The 18560-nt window shown below is 37.0% G+C and carries 15 protein-coding genes; 11 read left to right on the top strand and 4 right to left on the bottom strand.

The window, feature by feature from the left end; genetic code table 11:
• Positions 1-11 precede the first annotated feature (11 nt).
• From ACFIMW_RS03950 to ACFIMW_RS03915, 8 genes are all read left to right on the top strand, one after another.
• On the top strand, positions 12-560 hold the full coding sequence (locus ACFIMW_RS03950; RefSeq protein WP_375606634.1) for an RBBP9/YdeN family alpha/beta hydrolase: 549 nt from the start codon (positions 12-14) through the stop codon (positions 558-560).
• Positions 561-733: 173 nt separating this feature from the next.
• The gene (gene purC, locus ACFIMW_RS03945; RefSeq protein ID WP_375606723.1) at positions 734-1498 is read left to right on the top strand and encodes a phosphoribosylaminoimidazolesuccinocarboxamide synthase; all 765 of its coding nucleotides are present in this window, start codon (positions 734-736) and stop codon (positions 1496-1498) included.
• 79 nt (positions 1499-1577) lie between these two features.
• On the top strand, positions 1578-1817 hold the full coding sequence (gene purS, locus ACFIMW_RS03940) for a phosphoribosylformylglycinamidine synthase subunit PurS (protein ID WP_375606635.1): 240 nt from the start codon (positions 1578-1580) through the stop codon (positions 1815-1817).
• Between the two features lie 11 nt (positions 1818-1828).
• Positions 1829-2500 carry a phosphoribosylformylglycinamidine synthase subunit PurQ gene (purQ, locus tag ACFIMW_RS03935; RefSeq protein WP_375608313.1) on the top strand — a complete coding sequence of 224 codons (672 nt, stop codon included), beginning with the start codon at positions 1829-1831 and terminating at the stop codon, positions 2498-2500.
• A 281-nt stretch (positions 2501-2781) separates the two neighbouring features.
• The gene (gene purL / locus ACFIMW_RS03930) at positions 2782-4992 is read left to right on the top strand and encodes a phosphoribosylformylglycinamidine synthase subunit PurL (RefSeq protein ID WP_375608314.1); all 2211 of its coding nucleotides are present in this window, start codon (positions 2782-2784) and stop codon (positions 4990-4992) included.
• A 66-nt stretch (positions 4993-5058) separates the two neighbouring features.
• Positions 5059-5292, top strand: a complete 234-nt coding sequence (locus ACFIMW_RS03925) for a BolA/IbaG family iron-sulfur metabolism protein (RefSeq protein ID WP_375606724.1) — start codon at positions 5059-5061, stop codon at positions 5290-5292.
• A gap of 98 nt (positions 5293-5390) precedes the next feature.
• Positions 5391-5723, top strand: a complete 333-nt coding sequence (gene grxD, locus ACFIMW_RS03920; protein ID WP_375606638.1) for a Grx4 family monothiol glutaredoxin — start codon at positions 5391-5393, stop codon at positions 5721-5723.
• A 71-nt stretch (positions 5724-5794) separates the two neighbouring features.
• Positions 5795-7051, top strand: a complete 1257-nt coding sequence (locus ACFIMW_RS03915; protein WP_375608315.1) for a multidrug effflux MFS transporter — start codon at positions 5795-5797, stop codon at positions 7049-7051.
• Positions 7052-7599: 548 nt separating this feature from the next.
• On the opposite strand, the gene parC is transcribed toward ACFIMW_RS03915, so the two are convergent.
• Positions 7600-9849: a DNA topoisomerase IV subunit A gene (gene parC, locus ACFIMW_RS03910; protein ID WP_375608316.1), complete on the bottom strand. Its 2250-nt coding sequence runs from the start codon at positions 9847-9849 to the stop codon at positions 7600-7602.
• A 797-nt stretch (positions 9850-10646) separates the two neighbouring features.
• Entirely contained in the window at positions 10647-12440 is a 1794-nt protein-coding gene (gene aspS / locus ACFIMW_RS03905; RefSeq protein WP_375608317.1) for an aspartate--tRNA ligase, read from the bottom strand.
• Between the two features lie 132 nt (positions 12441-12572).
• Between aspS and rnd the strand changes: the two genes are divergently transcribed.
• The 3 genes from rnd (at position 12573) to ACFIMW_RS03890 (ending at position 14565) form a co-directional block, all read left to right on the top strand.
• Positions 12573-13727 (top strand): ribonuclease D, encoded by a 1155-nt coding sequence (gene rnd, locus ACFIMW_RS03900; RefSeq protein WP_375606642.1) that lies wholly within the window; start codon positions 12573-12575, stop codon positions 13725-13727.
• A gap of 146 nt (positions 13728-13873) precedes the next feature.
• Positions 13874-14017: a hypothetical protein gene (locus ACFIMW_RS03895; protein WP_375608318.1), complete on the top strand. Its 144-nt coding sequence runs from the start codon at positions 13874-13876 to the stop codon at positions 14015-14017.
• Positions 14018-14361: 344 nt separating this feature from the next.
• Positions 14362-14565, top strand: a complete 204-nt coding sequence (locus ACFIMW_RS03890) for a DNA-binding protein (RefSeq protein ID WP_375608337.1) — start codon at positions 14362-14364, stop codon at positions 14563-14565.
• A 270-nt stretch (positions 14566-14835) separates the two neighbouring features.
• Here the strand turns inward: ACFIMW_RS03890 and ppx are convergent, their stop codons facing one another.
• Positions 14836-16353, bottom strand: a complete 1518-nt coding sequence (gene ppx, locus ACFIMW_RS03885; RefSeq protein ID WP_375606644.1) for an exopolyphosphatase — start codon at positions 16351-16353, stop codon at positions 14836-14838.
• Between the two features lie 6 nt (positions 16354-16359).
• Positions 16360-18540 carry an RNA degradosome polyphosphate kinase gene (locus ACFIMW_RS03880; protein ID WP_375614108.1) on the bottom strand — a complete coding sequence of 727 codons (2181 nt, stop codon included), beginning with the start codon at positions 18538-18540 and terminating at the stop codon, positions 16360-16362.
• Between the last annotated feature and the right edge of the window lie 20 nt (positions 18541-18560).

Below are 18560 nucleotides of genomic sequence, written 5' to 3'. Positions count from 1 at the left end.
GAAAACAATTTATGAAAGCAAATCAACTCGATATTCTTATTGTTCCTGGCTACAAAGGATCTGGTCCAGATCATTGGCAAACACGCTGGGAAAAAAAATTGTCGACAGCCCGCCGCATTGAACAACTCCATTGGTCAAAGCCTGTTTGTGAAGAGTGGGTTAACAAAGTTAAAACCGCCATCGCAAAAGCTCAAAGGCCTGTTATGCTTATTGCTCATTCATTAGGAGTTCCCAGTGTTATTCATGCAACTGTACAAAATACAGAAAAAATTTGTGGCGCTTTCTTTGTTGCACCTCCAGATGTCGCCAATGAAAAAATACGTCCCAAACATTTAATGACATTTGGCCCCTATCATCGCCAAAAGCTTTCTTTTCCTTCTATTGTCATAGCCAGTCGCAACGATGAGTTTTGTCAATTTTCAGTAGCAGAAAAAATTGCCAATGATTGGGGATCACTCTTTGTTGATGCTGGGTATTCTGGCCATATTAACGCAGAATCCGGACACGGACCTTGGCCTGAAGGGCTTATGGTCCTCTCTCACTTTCTTGCAAAAATTTGATCCAAAAGAGATGATCTTCTTTCTCACCGCTTATGTATCTTCACCTTTGGATAAACGTGTAATGACAAAAATTATAAAAGTATCATAGCAATATCATTGAGAAATTCTATCAATTAGGATAGTATCATTTATCAATGTTATTAAAAACCTCTCAAGATAAATAGAGAATCATGATGAATCGTCGCCACCGTATTTATGAAGGCAAGGCTAAAATTTTATATGAAGGACCTGAACCAGGGACTTATATTCAGTTTTTTAAAGATGATGCAACTGCCTTTAATGCAAAAAAACATGAAATTATCGATGGAAAGGGGGTTTTAAACAACCGAATTTCGGAACATATTTTTAGCCATCTTGGACGTTTGGGCATCCCAACACATTTTATCAAACGTATAAACATGCGCGAACAGCTTATTAAAGCGGTGGAAATCATTCCGTTGGAAGTTGTTGTTCGCAATGTTGCTGCCGGCTCTCTTGCTAAGCGTTTAGGACTGGAAGAAGGAACCCCGCTTCCGCAATCCATCATTGAATTCTACTATAAAAATGATTCTCTCGATGATCCTATGGTAACGGAAGAACATATCACAACTTTTGGGTGGGCTGTCCCACAAGAGATAGAAGATATCATGCAACTTTCAATTCGTATTAATGATTTTCTTTCTGGGCTTTTTGCCGGTGTTAACATCCAATTAATTGATTTTAAAATGGAATTTGGTCGCCTGTGGGAAGATGAAACAATGCGCATTGTTCTTGCTGATGAAATCTCTCCTGATTCTGCACGACTATGGGATATGCACACACAAGAAAAAATGGATAAAGACCGTTTTCGTCGTGATATGGGTGGGCTTATTAATGCCTATCAAGAAGTTGCCAAACGTCTTGGTATTATGAATGAAAATGAACCTACACGACCAAGTGGTCCCGTTCTCGTAAAATAAAAACAAGGTAAAATATTATCACCTTATATAAATACCCCCTCTTCAAAGGAGAGGTTCTTTTAACAACAGGAAGCAAAAAATGAAAGCACGCATTACAGTTACTTTAAGAGAAAGCGTTCTTGATCCACAAGGAGAAGCAATTGTTGGTGCTTTAAAAAGTTTAGCTTTCGAGGGCATTCATTCCATTCGTCAAGGAAAGGTTTTTGATATTGTTCTTGATGATCTACCTTCTGAAAGCGCAAAGAAAAAACTTAACCAGATGTGTGAAGAGTTACTCGTAAATACTGTCATCGAAAATTATACAATCGAACTTCTTTAAGTGGAACGCTCATGAAAACTGCTATCATTCAACTTCCTGGATTAAATCGTGACCGAGATATGATTGCAGCATTACATCATATAACGGGAGTTGAACCACTAAAAATTTGGCAAACAGAAACAACAATTCCAGATGTAGATGTTATTATTATTCCTGGTGGTTTTTCTTATGGCGACTACTTAAGGTGTGGCGCTATTGGAGCGCGAACCCCTATCTTAAAGGCCATTCGTGAAAAAGCACAAGAAGGGACTACAATAATAGGGATCTGTAATGGATTTCAAATTTTGTTGGAAGCTGGATTATTACCCGGTACTTTAATGCGTAACGCTTCTTTAAAATTTGTTTGTCGTGAAATCAAACTTGAAGTCGTCAACGCCAAGACAAAATTTTCTCGATATTATTCTAAAGGACAAATTATTCGTTGTCCCGTTGCCCATCACGATGGGAATTATTTTGTTGATAGTGAAACATTAAAAAAAATGGAAGATAATCAACAAATTGTTTTTCGTTATGCAGAAAATACAAATCCTAATGGCTCAATGAAAGATATTGCTGGTATTGTTAATAAAGCTGGTAATATTCTTGGTATGATGCCTCATCCTGAAAACTTTATTGAACCCGCTCATGGAGGTGTTGACGGTCGTTTACTTTTTCAAAGTGCTTTAGAGTTAGCAAATGGATGATGCCGCAAAATTCTTGTGCTCCATAATTATAAAAAACAAAGGTCTATATCTTGCGTCGTAAATCCATGAACGGAATTATTCACAAACAACAATGGATATTATTTTCTAAATACATAATTATTTAAGATCGTTTTTGGTCTTAAATCCCATCAAACAAACGAATAAAATCTTCAGCTTACGGTCTATGAATATTTTTATTATTAAACAACATTATTGCTTATAATAGCTGCTAGATAGAAACTAAAATGCTAAATTTCAGTTAATTTAACGGATAAATACTCATGAAGCCTTGCGATAACATCACTATTACACCAGAGCTCATTGCACAACACGGGCTAAAAGAAGATGAATATCAACGTATCCTGACGTTAATCGGTAGAGAGCCAACATTTACTGAACTAGGAATTTTTTCTGCAATGTGGAACGAACATTGTTCTTATAAATCCTCTAAAAAATGGCTAAAAACTCTTCCAACAGAAGGAAAGTGTGTCATTCAAGGGCCTGGTGAAAATGCTGGCGTTGTTGATATTGGTGAAGGGGAATGTGTGGTTTTTAAAATGGAAAGCCATAACCATCCTTCTTATATTGAACCTTATCAAGGTGCAGCAACAGGTGTTGGTGGTATTTTACGTGATGTCTTCACAATGGGAGCCCGTCCTGTCGCCGCTATGAATGCATTGCGATTTGGCGCTCCTGATCATCCACGAACACGCCATCTTGTTTCCGGTGTTGTTTCTGGTATTGGTGGTTACAGCAATGCTTTTGGCGTTCCAACGGTTGGTGGAGAAGTAAATTTTGATGAGCGTTATAATGGCAATATCCTTGTTAACGCTTTTGTAGCCGGTATTGCAAAGACAGACGCCCTTTTTTATTCTAAAGCGCAAGGCATCGGACTCCCTGTTGTTTATCTTGGGGCAAAAACAGGGCGAGATGGTGTCGGTGGAGCAACAATGGCTTCTGCTGAATTCGATGATTCAATCAGTGAAAAACGTCCAACCGTTCAAGTCGGTGATCCTTTTACAGAAAAGTGTCTTCTTGAAGCATGTTTAGAGCTCATGGAACTTGGAGCTGTGGTTGCTATTCAAGATATGGGAGCTGCAGGTCTCACCTCTTCTGCCGTTGAAATGGGTGCAAAAGGCAATCTAGGAATACAGCTTAATCTTGATGCAGTTCCCGTTCGTGAAGAAAACATGACAGCCTATGAAATGATGCTTTCTGAAAGCCAAGAGCGTATGCTCATGGTTCTTAAACCAGAGTTAGAAAAGCAAGCAGCAGCAATTTTTCATAAATGGGGGCTCCATTTTTCCATTATTGGAAAAACAACCAATGATCTACGTTTCCGTGTATTTCATCAAGGGAAAGAAGTTGTTAATCTTCCCATCAAAGAGCTTGGTGATGAAGCACCTGTTTATGACCGTCCTTGGAGTGAACCTGCAAAAAAAACACTCCTGAAAACAGAAGACGTCAAAAAAGTTAACAATCTTGGTGATGCGCTTTTGAGCTTATTGAATTCTGCTGATCAAAGTTCACGACGATGGATTTATGAACAATATGATACCCTTATCCAAGGAAATAGCCTTATCCGCCCAGGAGGCGATGCAGGCGTTATCCGTGTAGGCAACAATAGCAAACGTGCTCTTGCTTTTTCTTCTGATGTAACACCTCGCTATTGTGAAGCAGACCCTTATGAGGGAGGAAAACAAGCTGTCGCAGAATGTTGGCGAAATATTAGTACGACAGGTGCAACGCCGTTGGCTGCTACAGATAATCTCAATTTTGGTAACCCTGAAAAACCTGAAATTATGGGACAACTGGTCTTGGCTATTAAAGGGATAGGGGAAGCTTGTAGAATCCTCGATTTCCCTATCGTTTCAGGCAATGTTTCTCTTTACAACGAAACAAATGGAGAAGCTATTCTTCCAACCCCTACAATTGCTGGTGTAGGACTTCTTGGTGATTGGTCTAAAATGGTAACAATAAAGGGGATGCAAAATGGAGATTATATTGTTTTAGTGGGAGATTGCGGTTCTCATTTAGGACAATCAATCTATGCGCGAAACATTTTAAATATCGATGCAGGTGCCCCCCCTCACGTAGATTTACAACTTGAAAAAAAGCATGGTCAATTTGTTCGAGATGTCATACATCGTGGTTTTGTTCACGCCGCCCATGATCTTTCTGATGGAGGATTAGCGATTGCGCTTGCAGAAATGGTCATTAAAGCAGGTAAAGGGATCAAAACAAAATTAAGCAACCAATCACCAGAACATGCAGAACTTTTTGGAGAAGACCAAGGACGTTATCTTTTAGCAGTCAAACCTGAAGCACTCAATAGCCTTAAAGAGCTCGCACAAATAAGTGCAGTTTCTTTAATAGAGCTAGGTAACGTTGCAGGTGATGCACTTGATATAGATGGAATACTAAAACTTTCTATAGACAAACTCACAAAAGCCTATGAAAACTGGTTTCCACAATTTATGGATGAAAAATAAAGACTTTTTCGTTTCTTTTGGCTATAGCTACTCTTATAAAAAAATGAATAACATAGGAGAATAATGATGGCGATGAGTGCCCATGCAATTGAAACGCTTATTCGTGAAAGTATTCCTGATGCTATTGTAATAGTTCGTGATCTTGCTGGAGATGGAGAACATTATGCTGCAGAAGTTATTTCTGAAAGTTTTCGTGGTAAAACCCGTGTTCAACAACATAAAATGGTTTATGATGCCCTTAAAGGCAATATGGGAAATGACCTTCATGCCTTAATGTTGCAAACAAATATTCCAAAATAATCTAAAATTTCTTCTTGCATTCACACATTTAATACGATTAAAAACAGTATGAATATAAATTACACACTGATAAAAATCTGAAATATCGAGGGATAAAAATGACCACTGTTCATGATTTTATTGACAACGAGATTAAAACAAACGACGTCATTTTATTCATGAAAGGAACACCTGACGCTCCGCAATGCGGGTTTTCAGGACAAGTTGTTCAAATCCTTGATTATTTAGGATTGAATTATAAAGGGATTAATATCTTAACTTCTAACGAATTGCGTCAAGGGATTAAAGATTACTCGAATTGGCCAACAATTCCACAGCTTTATATCAAAGGTGAATTTATCGGAGGCTGTGATATTGTTAAAGAGATGTTTCAAAACAATGAGTTACAGGAACTTTTGAAAGAAAAAAATATTCCCTGTAATCAATCATAGGTATCTTTCATTTTATTCAGACTCTTAAAAAGAGCTGTTTTCAGACGAAATTTTTATTTCAAGGATGCCATATGTCATATTCACTCAATGAACAAACACATAGTGATGCGATTAGAAAAAAAATTGGCTATAAAGAATTTGTTGTTCTTATTGCTTCTCTCATGGCTATTAACGCTATAGCTGTTGATATTATGCTGCCAGCTATGCCCAACATTTTAGACGGCTTAAATGTTCTTAATGAAAATGATCAACATTATATCATTTCGAGTTATCTTATTAGCTATGGTATTGCTCAAATATTTTTCGGTCCCATAAGCGATCGGTATGGACGACGTAAACTTATCCTTATTGGTCTTGCTTTTTATTCATTTACGGCGATTGGCTGTGCCTTTGTAACTGATTTTTCTCTCTTACTTATTTTGCGTATCTTGCAAGGTATTGGAGGAGCTGCTATGCGGGTTCTTACAGTTTCCGTCGTACGTGATCTTTACAGTGGTCGAAAAATGGCAGAAGTTATGTCTATTGTTATGATGGTTTTTCTTGTTGCACCAATGGTTGGTCCCGCAACAGGACAGGTCATTTTACTACTCGGACATTGGCAATATATTTTTATTTTCATGGCAATGATTGGTTTCGGGCTGATGATTTGGATTCAATTCCGCTTGCCTGAAACACTTCATGAACAACGCCCTCTTTCCTTTTCTTCAGTCAAACACAATTTATGGATTGTTGTGACAAATCGTACAACACTTTGCTATACACTTGCAACTTCTATCATTTTAGGGTGCATTTTTATTGCTGTTAATACATCACAACAAACCTATGAAGGAATTTATAACTTAGGCTTTTGGTTTCCTATCGCATTTGCCATCGGTGCTGCATTTCAGGCTTTCTCATCATTCATGAATTCTCGACTTGTCGGACATCTTGGAATGAGACGTATTGCTCATACTATGCTTTTGCTCTTTTGTGCCACTTCATGCATTTGGTTTATTGGCTCCATCTTAGCAGGTGGTGTTATCCCTTTTCCTTTTTATATGACGTTATATTGTATATTAATGTTTACCTGTGGTGGCATTATGGCCAATTTCAATACACTTGCTCTCGAATCTGTAGGCGAAATTGCTGGAACAGCATCTTCTGTATCCGGCTTTCTTCAAACATCTATCGGTGCAGGACTTAGCTTTTTTATTGCCCAACAATTTGATGAAACAACCATCCCAAACTCAGCAGGATTTTTCTTTCTGAGCCTCACTGCCATACTTCTTGTTTTATGGGCTGAACGTGGTCATCTTTTTAGGCAATATCATAATAACCCTAACGAATAAAGACTGCTTTATGAGACAATTAATAATATCTCTCTTGAACAATAAGGAAATGCCTATAATATAAAATAGGACATTCTTGTGCTGAACATTCACATGTTTGTTTTAAAAATAAACTTCTCAAATCATTTCACGACAACATTCATGAATGATATAAGGTTAAAAAAACAGTGAACTGTATAAAAATCATTGAATAGCAGTATCTTTACTTAATAAAGACGCAAATCGTCATCATAATACTATTCCCAGTTTTTAAAAATATAATCACTGACAAAAAACAAACATACCTATTGTTGCAACAGCTCTTATATTTCAAACAGTCTATAAGAAATATTTTTATTCTTTTCCTCAATAGTTTTTATGCACACAATCCCCCCTCATCTTATGACATGCAAATATTTTTTACTGCTTTAACCTAAACAAGACAAAAATTAAGAAAAAAACTCACACTTTAGGCCTTTCTTTCACTATAAAAGTGATACGTTATCTTTATAAATCAATATATTGCATATCATAAAGTCATACGGCACTTTCCCGTTTATAAAATAAATTTAATTGATAAATTTTCCCGATTTTGGAAATCCCCTTGGAACCAAACGCCCGACGCCCGCACGCGTTCCCATCCATTCAATGAGATCATCAGCTTGGCGGTTAAAGATTCGATCAGCTGTATCTTGCCAACTTAAACCTTCTGATAAATTAAAAGTTTTGGCATCAACAATGCCACCCTCTTTGTAACGCTGTAAACGAACACCTTTACCGCGATTCATTTCTGGTATTTGTTCAATAGAAAAAATAAGCATTTTACGGTTTTCACCGACCACAGCAACATGATCACCATTTACCGGAACACAAAGTTTCACCTTATCAGGAGATTTGACATTCATCACTTGCTTTCCTTTTCGTGTATTGGCGATCACTTCTGAAGCAAGGACAATAAAGCCATTTCCATGAGACGAAACCAAGAGCAATTTTCCCTCTGCATGATGCACAAAAGCTGTAAAAATATCGTGCTCATCGTCCATATCAACTAAAAGACGAATAGGTTCACCATGTCCCCGCCCTCCAGGTAAACTATTTGCACCAATAGCAAAAAACTTTCCCCCCGTACTGATCAGCACAATCTTGTCGGTCGTAAATGCTGGAAAGGCTAACTTTAAACTGTCTCCTTCTTTAAAAGAAAGTGCTTTATAATCGTTTAAATGCCCCTTTAAAGCACGCACCCACCCCTTTTCAGAAATAACAATAGTAACCGGTTCTTTTTCGATCATTGCTTGTTGAATATCATCAAGATCATGTCTTGGTGCCTCTTCAAACGTCGTACGTCTTTTCCCCAAGAGTGTTTCAGGACCAAAAGTGTTTCGAACTTTTTTGATTTCTTCTGAAATTATTTTCCACTGTTTTATAGGAGAAGCTAACAAATTCTTTAGCTTTTCTTTTTCAGCTTTCAAACTTTCAAATTCCTTACGAATTTCAAATTCCTCAAGCTTACGTAAAGAGCGCAAGCGCATATTAAGAATAGCTTCTGCTTGATTTTCTGTTAATTCAAAACGACTGATAAGCTGCTTTTTAGGTTCATCCTCTTCACGAATAATCTTAATGACCTCATCGAGATTTAAATAGGCAATAAGATATCCATGGAGAATTTCCAATCGGCTATCAATTTGATCAAGCCGATAATGAGAGCGACGAATAAGCACTTCTTGACGATGTTCAAGCCATTGATGCAAACTTTCTCGCAAAGAAAGGACATTGGGTATTTTTCCCAAAGACAAAACATTCAGATTAAGGGGAAATCTTACTTCAAAGTCAGTCAATTTAAAAAGAGACTCCATAAGGAGCTCCGGATCAACCGACCGATTTTTAGGAACCAGCACGATTCTGATATCTTCTGCTGATTCATCTTGGATATCCTCAAGCATTGGTAATCGCCGAGCAAGCAGTAACTCTGCTGTTTTTTCAATAAGACGTGACTTTTGAATCTGATAGGGAATTTCAGTCACCACAATCACATAAGAACCACGGCTACCAGATTCCTGATGCCAACGTGAACGCAAGCGAAAAAAACCCCGACCAATACGATAAGATTCCTCAATACTCTTTTTAGGCTCAACTAAAATGCCACCAGTTGGAAAATCAGGACCAAGAACGAACTGATTTAATTCCTCATCATGTGCATCGGGATGTGCAATTAAATGGAGCGCCGCATCACAAAGCTCAGCAACATTATGGGGTGGAATAGATGTTGCCATACCAACAGCAATCCCTGATGAACCATTTGCTAAAAGATTAGGAAAAGCCCCAGGCAAAACAACGGGCTCTTCATCTTCCTCATTATAAGTTAAACGAAAATCAATGGCGTTTTCATTAATACCTTCAAGCAACAATGCTGCCACTTCAGTCATCCGTGCTTCCGTATAACGCATGGCAGCAGCATTATCACCATCAATATTGCCAAAATTGCCTTGTCCATCAACCAACGGATAACGAACTGCAAAACTTTGAGCCAAGCGCACCAAAGCATCATAAATAGATGCATCCCCATGAGGATGAAATTTTCCCATGACATCACCGACAATCCGCGCACATTTCGCATAAGACTGTCCAGGATTTAGTTTGAGAAGCCGCATCGCGTGAACAATCCGCCGATGGACAGGCTTCAACCCATCACGCACATCAGGCAATGCACGGTGCGTAATCGTAGAAAGCGCATAAGCCAAATAACGTTCCTGTAAAGCAGAACGTAATTCTATTGGCTCAATATGTTCTTTATCAAAAGGTAAATTCATTTTATCAGACATAATATTAGAACAAAAGTTCCCACAATAATAAAAAGTTATTTTATAGGATTTATTTAAAACAACCCTTTATGAGTCGACTTTTTTATTAAAAGTCAACGACATAAAAATAAGTGCTGCAATTAAAACATGAACAGAAAATTATATCAATTTGAAAAATTTATACATGTTCTTCCCTCTTGTCCTAAGCAGTATATGAAAATACTTCATACATTATCGAAAACTTTTTAAATATCCTCTTTAAGTGATAAATAACAAAGAAAGTAAATCATTTTTTCAGTGTTAAATAGAGAAACTGACATTTTCAAAATAAATAATATATTGATATATAAAGATAATTAATTTTTTTACAACTTAAATGAAACTCCAGAATATTGTAGAATTCTCTCATTTCTTACAATCAATCAATCACAAACATTTCCCCGCTTATCATAAGCGGAAAAGCTTCTATATGAAGAAAGGAAGAAAAATACCTCTTATAAACCCATTTGCTTACAAGAACTATCAATAATTGAAATCTAGAAAGTAAAACGGTGATTATTAGTAAAGATAGTGCTACACAACGATTTTTATATCACTCATGAGGCTTTTATAGTTATACCTTTCATACGAAAAAGCATCGTAAAACACAATTGACAGCATTGAGAGATATTTTTTTAAAAATAATACCCTCATAAAAAATCAAAACAACAGCATTTTTTGTTTATCTCAATTTTTACAAATAGTACACACACTGACCCCATAGAGAAGCATCAACGCTTCACTTTATGTAGAAAGATGACAACAATCCACAACCAACTTTATGAACTATTTTTATGAGTAGGAGCCATGCGGATTCCTAAATCACGTAATTGTGTAGGAGAAACCTCAGACGGAGCACTCATCAAAAGATCAAGTGCTTGTTGATTCATAGGGAATAAAGCAACTTCACGCAAATTTTTAACACCTTGCAACAGCATAATGATGCGGTCGATTCCCGCAGCCATGCCACCATGTGGCGGAGCCCCATAATGGAATGCACGATAAAGACCACCGAAACGATCTTTCACAACTTCCTTAGAAAGTCCTACAAGTTCAAAAACTTTAAGCATCATTTCTGGTAAGTGATTACGAATTCCACCTGATGCAATTTCATAACCATTGCAAACAAGATCATATTGAAAAGCTTTAATAGTAAGAGGATCTTGACAGGCAAGGGCATTTTCTCCCCCTTGAGGCATGGAAAAAGGATTATGTCCAAAATCAATCTTTTTTTCATCTTCATTCCATTCAAAAAATGGAAAATCAACAATCCACGCCAAAGAGAAACTATCTCTATCAAGAAGATCTAATTCTTCCCCTACCTTTGTGCGTGCTGCTCCAGCAAAAGATGCGAATTTTTTAGGGTCTCCAGCTACAAAAAAACAGGCATCCCCACTTTCAAGCCCAAGCTGTATACGGATTGCTTCAGTCCTCTGTTCACCAATATTTTTGGCGATAGGCCCTGCTCCTTCAAATTTTCCTTCTTCTTCACGCCAGAAAATATAGCCAAGTCCTGGTTGCCCCTCGCCTTGTGCCCATACATTCATACGATCACAAAAAGCACGACTTCCACCCGTTTTAGCTGGAATAGCCCACACTTGTGCATTCTCATCATTCGCTAAAATTTGAGCAAAGACTTTGAAACCAGAATTATAAAAATGCTGAGAAACATCTTCCATAATGATCGGATTACGCAAATCAGGCTTATCAGAACCATATTTTCGCATTGCTTCATCATAAGAAATGCGAGGAAAGCTTTGTGTCACAGTTTTTCCATCCGCAAATTCTTCAAAAATAGAACGCATAATAGGTTCCATAGTTGCTAAAACATCTTCTTGCTCAACAAAACTCATTTCAACATCTAATTGATAAAATTCACCAGGAAGACGGTCGGCCCTTGGATCTTCATCTCTAAAACATGGAGCAATCTGAAAATAACGATCAAAACCTGACATCATCAACAATTGTTTATATTGCTGTGGCGCTTGCGGTAACGCATAAAATTTTCCCTGATGAACACGACTTGGAACTAAAAAATCACGCGCCCCTTCCGGCGATGAAGCTGTCAAAAGTGGCGTCGTAAATTCCGTAAAACCATTATTTTGCATAGCCCGTCTCATAGCTGCAATAATTTCAGTCCGACGCATGATATTTTTGTGCATAGTCTCCCGACGCAAATCAAGAAAACGATATTTTAATCGAATATCTTCTGGATAATCAGGCTCACCAAAAACCGGTAAAGGAAGCTCATCAGATTTTGAAAGAATTTCTACCTCTTGTGCAAAAATTTCAATCTCACCTGTTGGAAGCGTTGCATTAATAACCTCATCAGAACGAGCACATACCTCCCCATCCACACGAATAACCCATTCAGAACGCACTTTTTCAATAACTTTAAAAGCTGGTGAAGCAGGGTCAGCAACAATTTGTGTGATTCCAAAATGATCACGTAAATCCACAAAAAGAATCCCTCCATGATCACGAACACGATGAACCCATCCTGAAAGACGAACTTGTGTTCCTACATCACATCTACGAAGAGCCGCACAATGATGACTGCGATAACGGTGCATGTTTTTTGCCTTTGATTATAATATTCACATGCGCTACAAACGCTTTTTAATAACCATTTGTCAAGATATGAGAATAAAAACTCAGAAATAAAGTCAATAAAGCACAAATTTAATTTATCGAATTATAATAAAATGATGAATCTTATTACAAAAACAACAGATCTTAAAATTGCACTTAACGCTCTACGTACCTCTGATTTTGTAACTGTCGATACTGAGTTTATCCGCGAAACAACTTTTTGGCCTCAACTGTGTTTAATCCAGCTCGCATCACCAGATGTCACAGTTTTGATTGATCCCATAGCACCAGATATTGATTTACAACCATTTTTTGACCTTATGGTCGATAAAAAAGTTGTAAAAGTTTTTCATGCTGCGCGCCAAGATATTGAAACAATTTATCACCTTGGAGGTGTTATTCCCTCCCCTCTCTTTGATACGCAAATAGCAGGATCAATTTGTGGATTTGGTGATTCTATCTCCTATGATCAAATTGTACAACGCTGCACAGGGCATCATCTTGATAAATCCTCCCGCTTTACAGACTGGAGTTGCCGACCTTTATCTGAAAAACAACTGCTCTACGCACTTGCCGATGTAACTTACTTAAGAGATGTTTACCTGTTATTGAAAAAACGGTTAGAAAAAAATCAACGTGCTCACTGGATGGACGATGAAATAACAATCCTTTTAAATCCTAAAACCTATGACATGCCAGAAGATGAAGCATGGAAAAAAGTGAAAGGACAAATTAAAAAGCCACGTGAACTTGCTGTATTACAAAAGATAGCAGCTTGGCGTGAACGTGAAGCACGAAAATACAATATGCCACGTCGTCATATTATAAAAGATGAATGTCTTATAGAAATAGCAATCCAACAACCAAAAGATGAATCTGCATTAAAACGGTTGCGCAGTCTTAATAAGAATTGGGATAAATTCTCAATTGCTCAATCATTAATCAAAGCTGTCCACGAAGGATTAGAGGTGGATCTTTCCACTTTACCCCCCATTCCTAAACATAATCCACTCAATGATACGACAGCCGCTGTTATCGATCTGCTCAAAGTGTTATTAAAAATTGTTGCAAATGAAAACAGCATTGCCCCTAAAATTATTGCAACATCTAATGATTTAGAAAAAATTGCCAATGGAGGAATAAAGAAAAATATTCCCGCTATGAATGGCTGGCGCTATGAAATATTTGGTCAAAAAGCCGAACAACTGCTAAAGGGCCAGATAGGTTTTTACTTTCACGATGGGAAAATAAGCACAAAACAGCTTTAATTTACATTTACATTTTTATTTTAAAAAATCCATTACGCTACTCATTATCTACATCAATTGGTATGCCTTATAGGCCAATGCAAACAGGATAAATAAAGCCTACTTCTGATAAAGTTAAAAAATTAAATAGTGAACTCTTATTAAAAATGACAGCTAAATCTTTATCAGGTCAATCAAATAGCAATCCTATTAAAAATAATCTAAAAAAACAGACCGCTCCTTATTTAAAAGCTTTAAAAAGAAAAAGCTCTGATAATAAAAGCGCATTCATTACAAAAATAGCAGCCTAGCAATAGAAAAAAACAAAGATATAATGCCTCACGTCACCATATCGTATAAAAAAACTACCGAGATTGCAATCTAACAATCAAAAACGAGCCAGCATAACAACTAAAATACCTAACAAAGGCAATATATTGATTTATAAAGATAATCTAGCGTTATTTATATTGAATTAGAACTCCGAATATCGTAGGATTCTCTCATTTTATCTCAATAAGACTCATAAAGTATCACATAAGAAATTATATGATAAAGCGCTGTTTTTTATAGATTAAGCATCTTACAAAGGATTCAAAAATATGATTAATAAATAGTTATGATTTGTTTCTATTTTTTATAGTGAAAGGATTTTATAAAGTCAGAAAATGATATTCTTTTGCCAAACCGTGAAAGTGCAAAATTACTTCATATAAGTGGTTCAACATTCCGGCGTCATATAACCAATGGATCTCTCCAAAAATCTTTAAAATTTGTTTTTTTATCGCGTTGGCTACAATCAAATCTTATCAATATAATCAAGAAAGCTAAACAGAAACGTTATAACGACGCAGCATAAAAAGAAAACCTTGTCACGTAAAGACGGACAAGGCTTTTATTTTTACATGAAGCTTATGAAATGCAAATCACATCCTGTGACGCAAATAACAGAATAAAAAATTATATTTTCTTTTATGAATGCTCAGGGCATTAAAAATGCCTTGCGTAGAGTCTGGATCAGGCATTATGAAACAACCAGTTGTTCAGCTCATGATGACAGGCTACCTAGCTTATCCCTCGTCAATGGCTTTATTATAAGACATAAAACACGAATAAATTAGGAAAAAAATCAAAAAATTTCAAAAGCGAGAGGTTGTTTTATTATTGTTGATAACTTCTTTAATCGTCCAAGAGGACGTTCTCCTAATAATCCAGCGTAATTCTTTGGGATCTGCAAGATAATATGATCTGCTTTTTTATGCCACAATAAATGAGGTAAAATTCCTGCAACAGAAGCACTAAAAAGATGAGCAAGACGCATAGTTTCACCAAGAATACGTGCTTTATCAATTATATTTTGAGTTGCTAATTGAAAAATGGGAAGAGATTCTTTATCAACCAATAAACTCGTATTGCGAAAAAAAACAGAAAGCGCCGCATAAAGGCGCCCTTCATGAGAAATTCCTGGATAAGATCCTAAAGCTATTTGATTTGCTGCTTCATTGCCTCGATAATCTGGATGTATACGCCAACCAATATCCGCAAGAAGACAAGCGGCTTGACGATAACGGCATTCATTTTCAGTTTCTGAAATTCCAAAAACTTCAAAAGCATTCGTCGTAAAATCAATGAGTTCTTCTGCTTGTTTTGGTGAACGTGCCCGTAAAATAGCCATTTCTGTGCATGCTGCAATGAGAGGATCAGAAAGTCGAATCGCCTGCGGCAATCGTGAATAAAGAAAACCTTCACGAACGCCAGCACCAGAAAAGATTATCTTTTCAAACTCCATACACTGAATGAGTTCAATAAGAACTATTGCCCCATAAGATAAAAGTTTTCGACGGTTCTGAGAAACCGCTGCAATCCCTCTCATATTATCAATATTGCCACGCGCTACAAGACGTAAAAAGTTCTCCATTTCAACAGCATCAACTTCATAGCCATGCATAACAGGAAGCCGATAGTGTTTCATTGCCATATGGAGTTTTGCCAAATTACGCCATGTCCCCCCTACTGCATAAAAATAACGTGCTATACCTTTACGAGCACGAACAACAGACGATTTATAAAATTGCTCATGTACAATTTTTGTAGCTACAGCACTATCGTTATTTGATATATACTGTAGCCTTAAACCACCCAATGGGAGCGTTATCCCTTCACCAACATCAGAATGATCAATATCAATCAGCTCAAGACTTCCACCACCAAGATCCCCAGAAATACCTTTTGGTTGATAAAAGGTAGACACAACTCCATAGGCTGAATACATAGCTTCTTCACTTCCTGAAAGAAGATATATTTTATTTTGCAAAATATCTTCAGCATGCTGAATAAATGCTACGCCATTCTGTGCATCTCGTGCTGCTGCTGTTGCTAAAGTATAGACCTCATCTGCCCCAATCTGTCGACAAAGCGTACGAAACCGTTTCAGTGTTTGCAACGCCATCTTCATCGATTTTTCTTCTAAAAATCCCGTTTTCGCCACACCATGACCGAGACCACAAAGAATCTTTTCATTAAATAAAACCGTTGGTGATCGAACAAGCCCCTCATAAATAACCAACCGAACAGAATTTGAGCCAATATCAATAACAGCAACAGGCTTACGCCCTTTTAACCGACCTTGAGCATCTCTATATGTCATTGGATTTTAGTCTTTATGTATTTCGGCTTGTTGCCGATGCAACGCAACCAAGCGCGAAACAGAAGACTCAAAAGACTCATTTTCCCCCGCAAAACTTGTATTGGCCATAAAATACTCCTGCGCATTAAATAGACTTTCACCTCTCTGCGGTGTAATACGTTTTGATGTTCCATCCTTAAGTATATCAAAGCTTTGTTGATTATCAATGATATTAGCTAACATAATCTGTAAAAGAATTTTTTGACGCACTATTTTATTAAAAACTGGAACCAATATTTCAATACGATAGTCCAAATTACGAGGCATCATATCAGCAGAGCCTAAGTAAACGAGTGCATTTTCATTAGGCAAATCTTGACCATTCCCAAAACAAAAAATGCGACTATGTTCAAGAAAACGCCCGACGATTGATTTTACACGAATATTATCCGAAATTCCTAGAATACCAGGACGTAAACAACATATCCCCCGCACAACCAAATCAATTTGCACCCCTGCTTGACTGGCACGATATAAAGCATCAATAATTTCAGGATCAACCAATGCATTAACTTTCATCCAAATAGCAGCAAATCTTCCCTGTTGTGCATGAACAATTTCTCCCTCAATATGCTCTAAGATACGACCACGCAATGTTAAGGGTGAAAAAGCAATCTTTATTGTTTCATTTGGACGCTCATATTGCGCAATATAATTGAACAATAACGCAACATCATGAGCAATAACATCATCTGTGGAAAAAAAAGAAAGATCGGTATAAGTTTTAGCGTTAATGGGATGGTAGTTTCCTGTTCCAAGATGAACATAAGAGCGAAGACGTTTTCCCTCACGTCTCACAACCAATGACATCTTAGCATGTGTTTTTAATGCAATAAAACCAAAAATAACTTGAACCCCAGCACATTCAAGATCCCGGGCCCAACGAATATTTGCTTCCTCATCAAAACGTGCTTTAAGTTCTACCAAAGCAGTCACAGACTTTCCCTGTTCAGCTGCCTCAATCAAAGCGCCAACAATTGGACTATCATTTGATGTACGATAAAGTGTTTGTTTTATTTCTACAACATCAGGATCGCAAGCAGCTTGACGTAAAAATTGGACAACAACATCAAATGTCTCATAGGGGTGATGAATCACAATATCATTTTCACGAATAGCTGCAAAACAATCCCCATGATGTTCACGAATACATTTCGGAACACGAGAAATATAAGGAATAAATTTGAGATCATCACGGGGAATAGAAACAATCTCTGATACCATATTAAGCGCCAAAAATCCATCAAGAACATTAATACAATGATCAGGAACAGCAAGACTATTCGCTATAAATTGGCGTAAACTCTCTGGCATTTTTGCGTCAAATTCAATTCGAATAACCTGTCCACGTCTCCGCCTTTTAAGAGCAGTTTCAAAAAAATGAACAAGATCTTCAGCTTCCTCTTCTACTTCAATATCACTATCTCGGATTATTCTAAATGTACCAATTCCTTTAATCTCATAGTTAGGAAATACATGTTTAATAAAAAGGCAAATAACATCTTCAGATGCGATAAAACGAAAATGATTACCTTCTTGAGGAAGAAGAATGAAACGCCTTAAAAGCATTGAAATAGACAACAACACTGTGTGTGAATTCTGATCAGCTTCTCCAGACAATTGAAGCCCAATAGAAAGCCCTAAATTAGGAATAAATGGAAAAGGATGAGTAGAATCAACAGGCAAAGGTTTTAAAACAGGAAAAATTGTCTCAAGAAAATATTTTTCAAGCCATGATTTTTCAATTTCTGAAAGATCATCAGAACAAATAATTTCAATATCATTCTTTTTTAATTCATCACGTAAAACATTCAATTCTCGTAGTTGGTGAGCCTGCAGCTTTGAAATCTCAGCGAGCACAATATCAAGTTGTTCCTGTGGAGTGTGCCCATCTGCACTGCACGCTGTAACGCGAGCACGAATTTGAGCTGCTAGTCCTGCAACACGAACCATAAAAAACTCATCAAGATTTGCAGCTGAAATAGAAAGAAATTGTAGACGTTCTAATAAAGGATGTTTCGAATTAGCTGCTTCCATCAAAACACGATTATTAAATTGTAGCCATGAAAACTCTCGATTAATAAACCGTACCGGATTTTTCATTGTTATATTTGATATAGAAATTTTATCTTTCACCCTCTTTTCCATATATTCTAACTAAGCTTCTT

It is taken from the genome of Bartonella sp. AC329YNZD (assembly GCF_042196685.1).
Lineage (GTDB): Bacteria > Pseudomonadota > Alphaproteobacteria > Rhizobiales > Rhizobiaceae > Bartonella.
The sequence above is the reverse complement of the archived record's forward strand: the minus strand, read 5'-3'. Positions and strand labels throughout refer to the sequence as shown.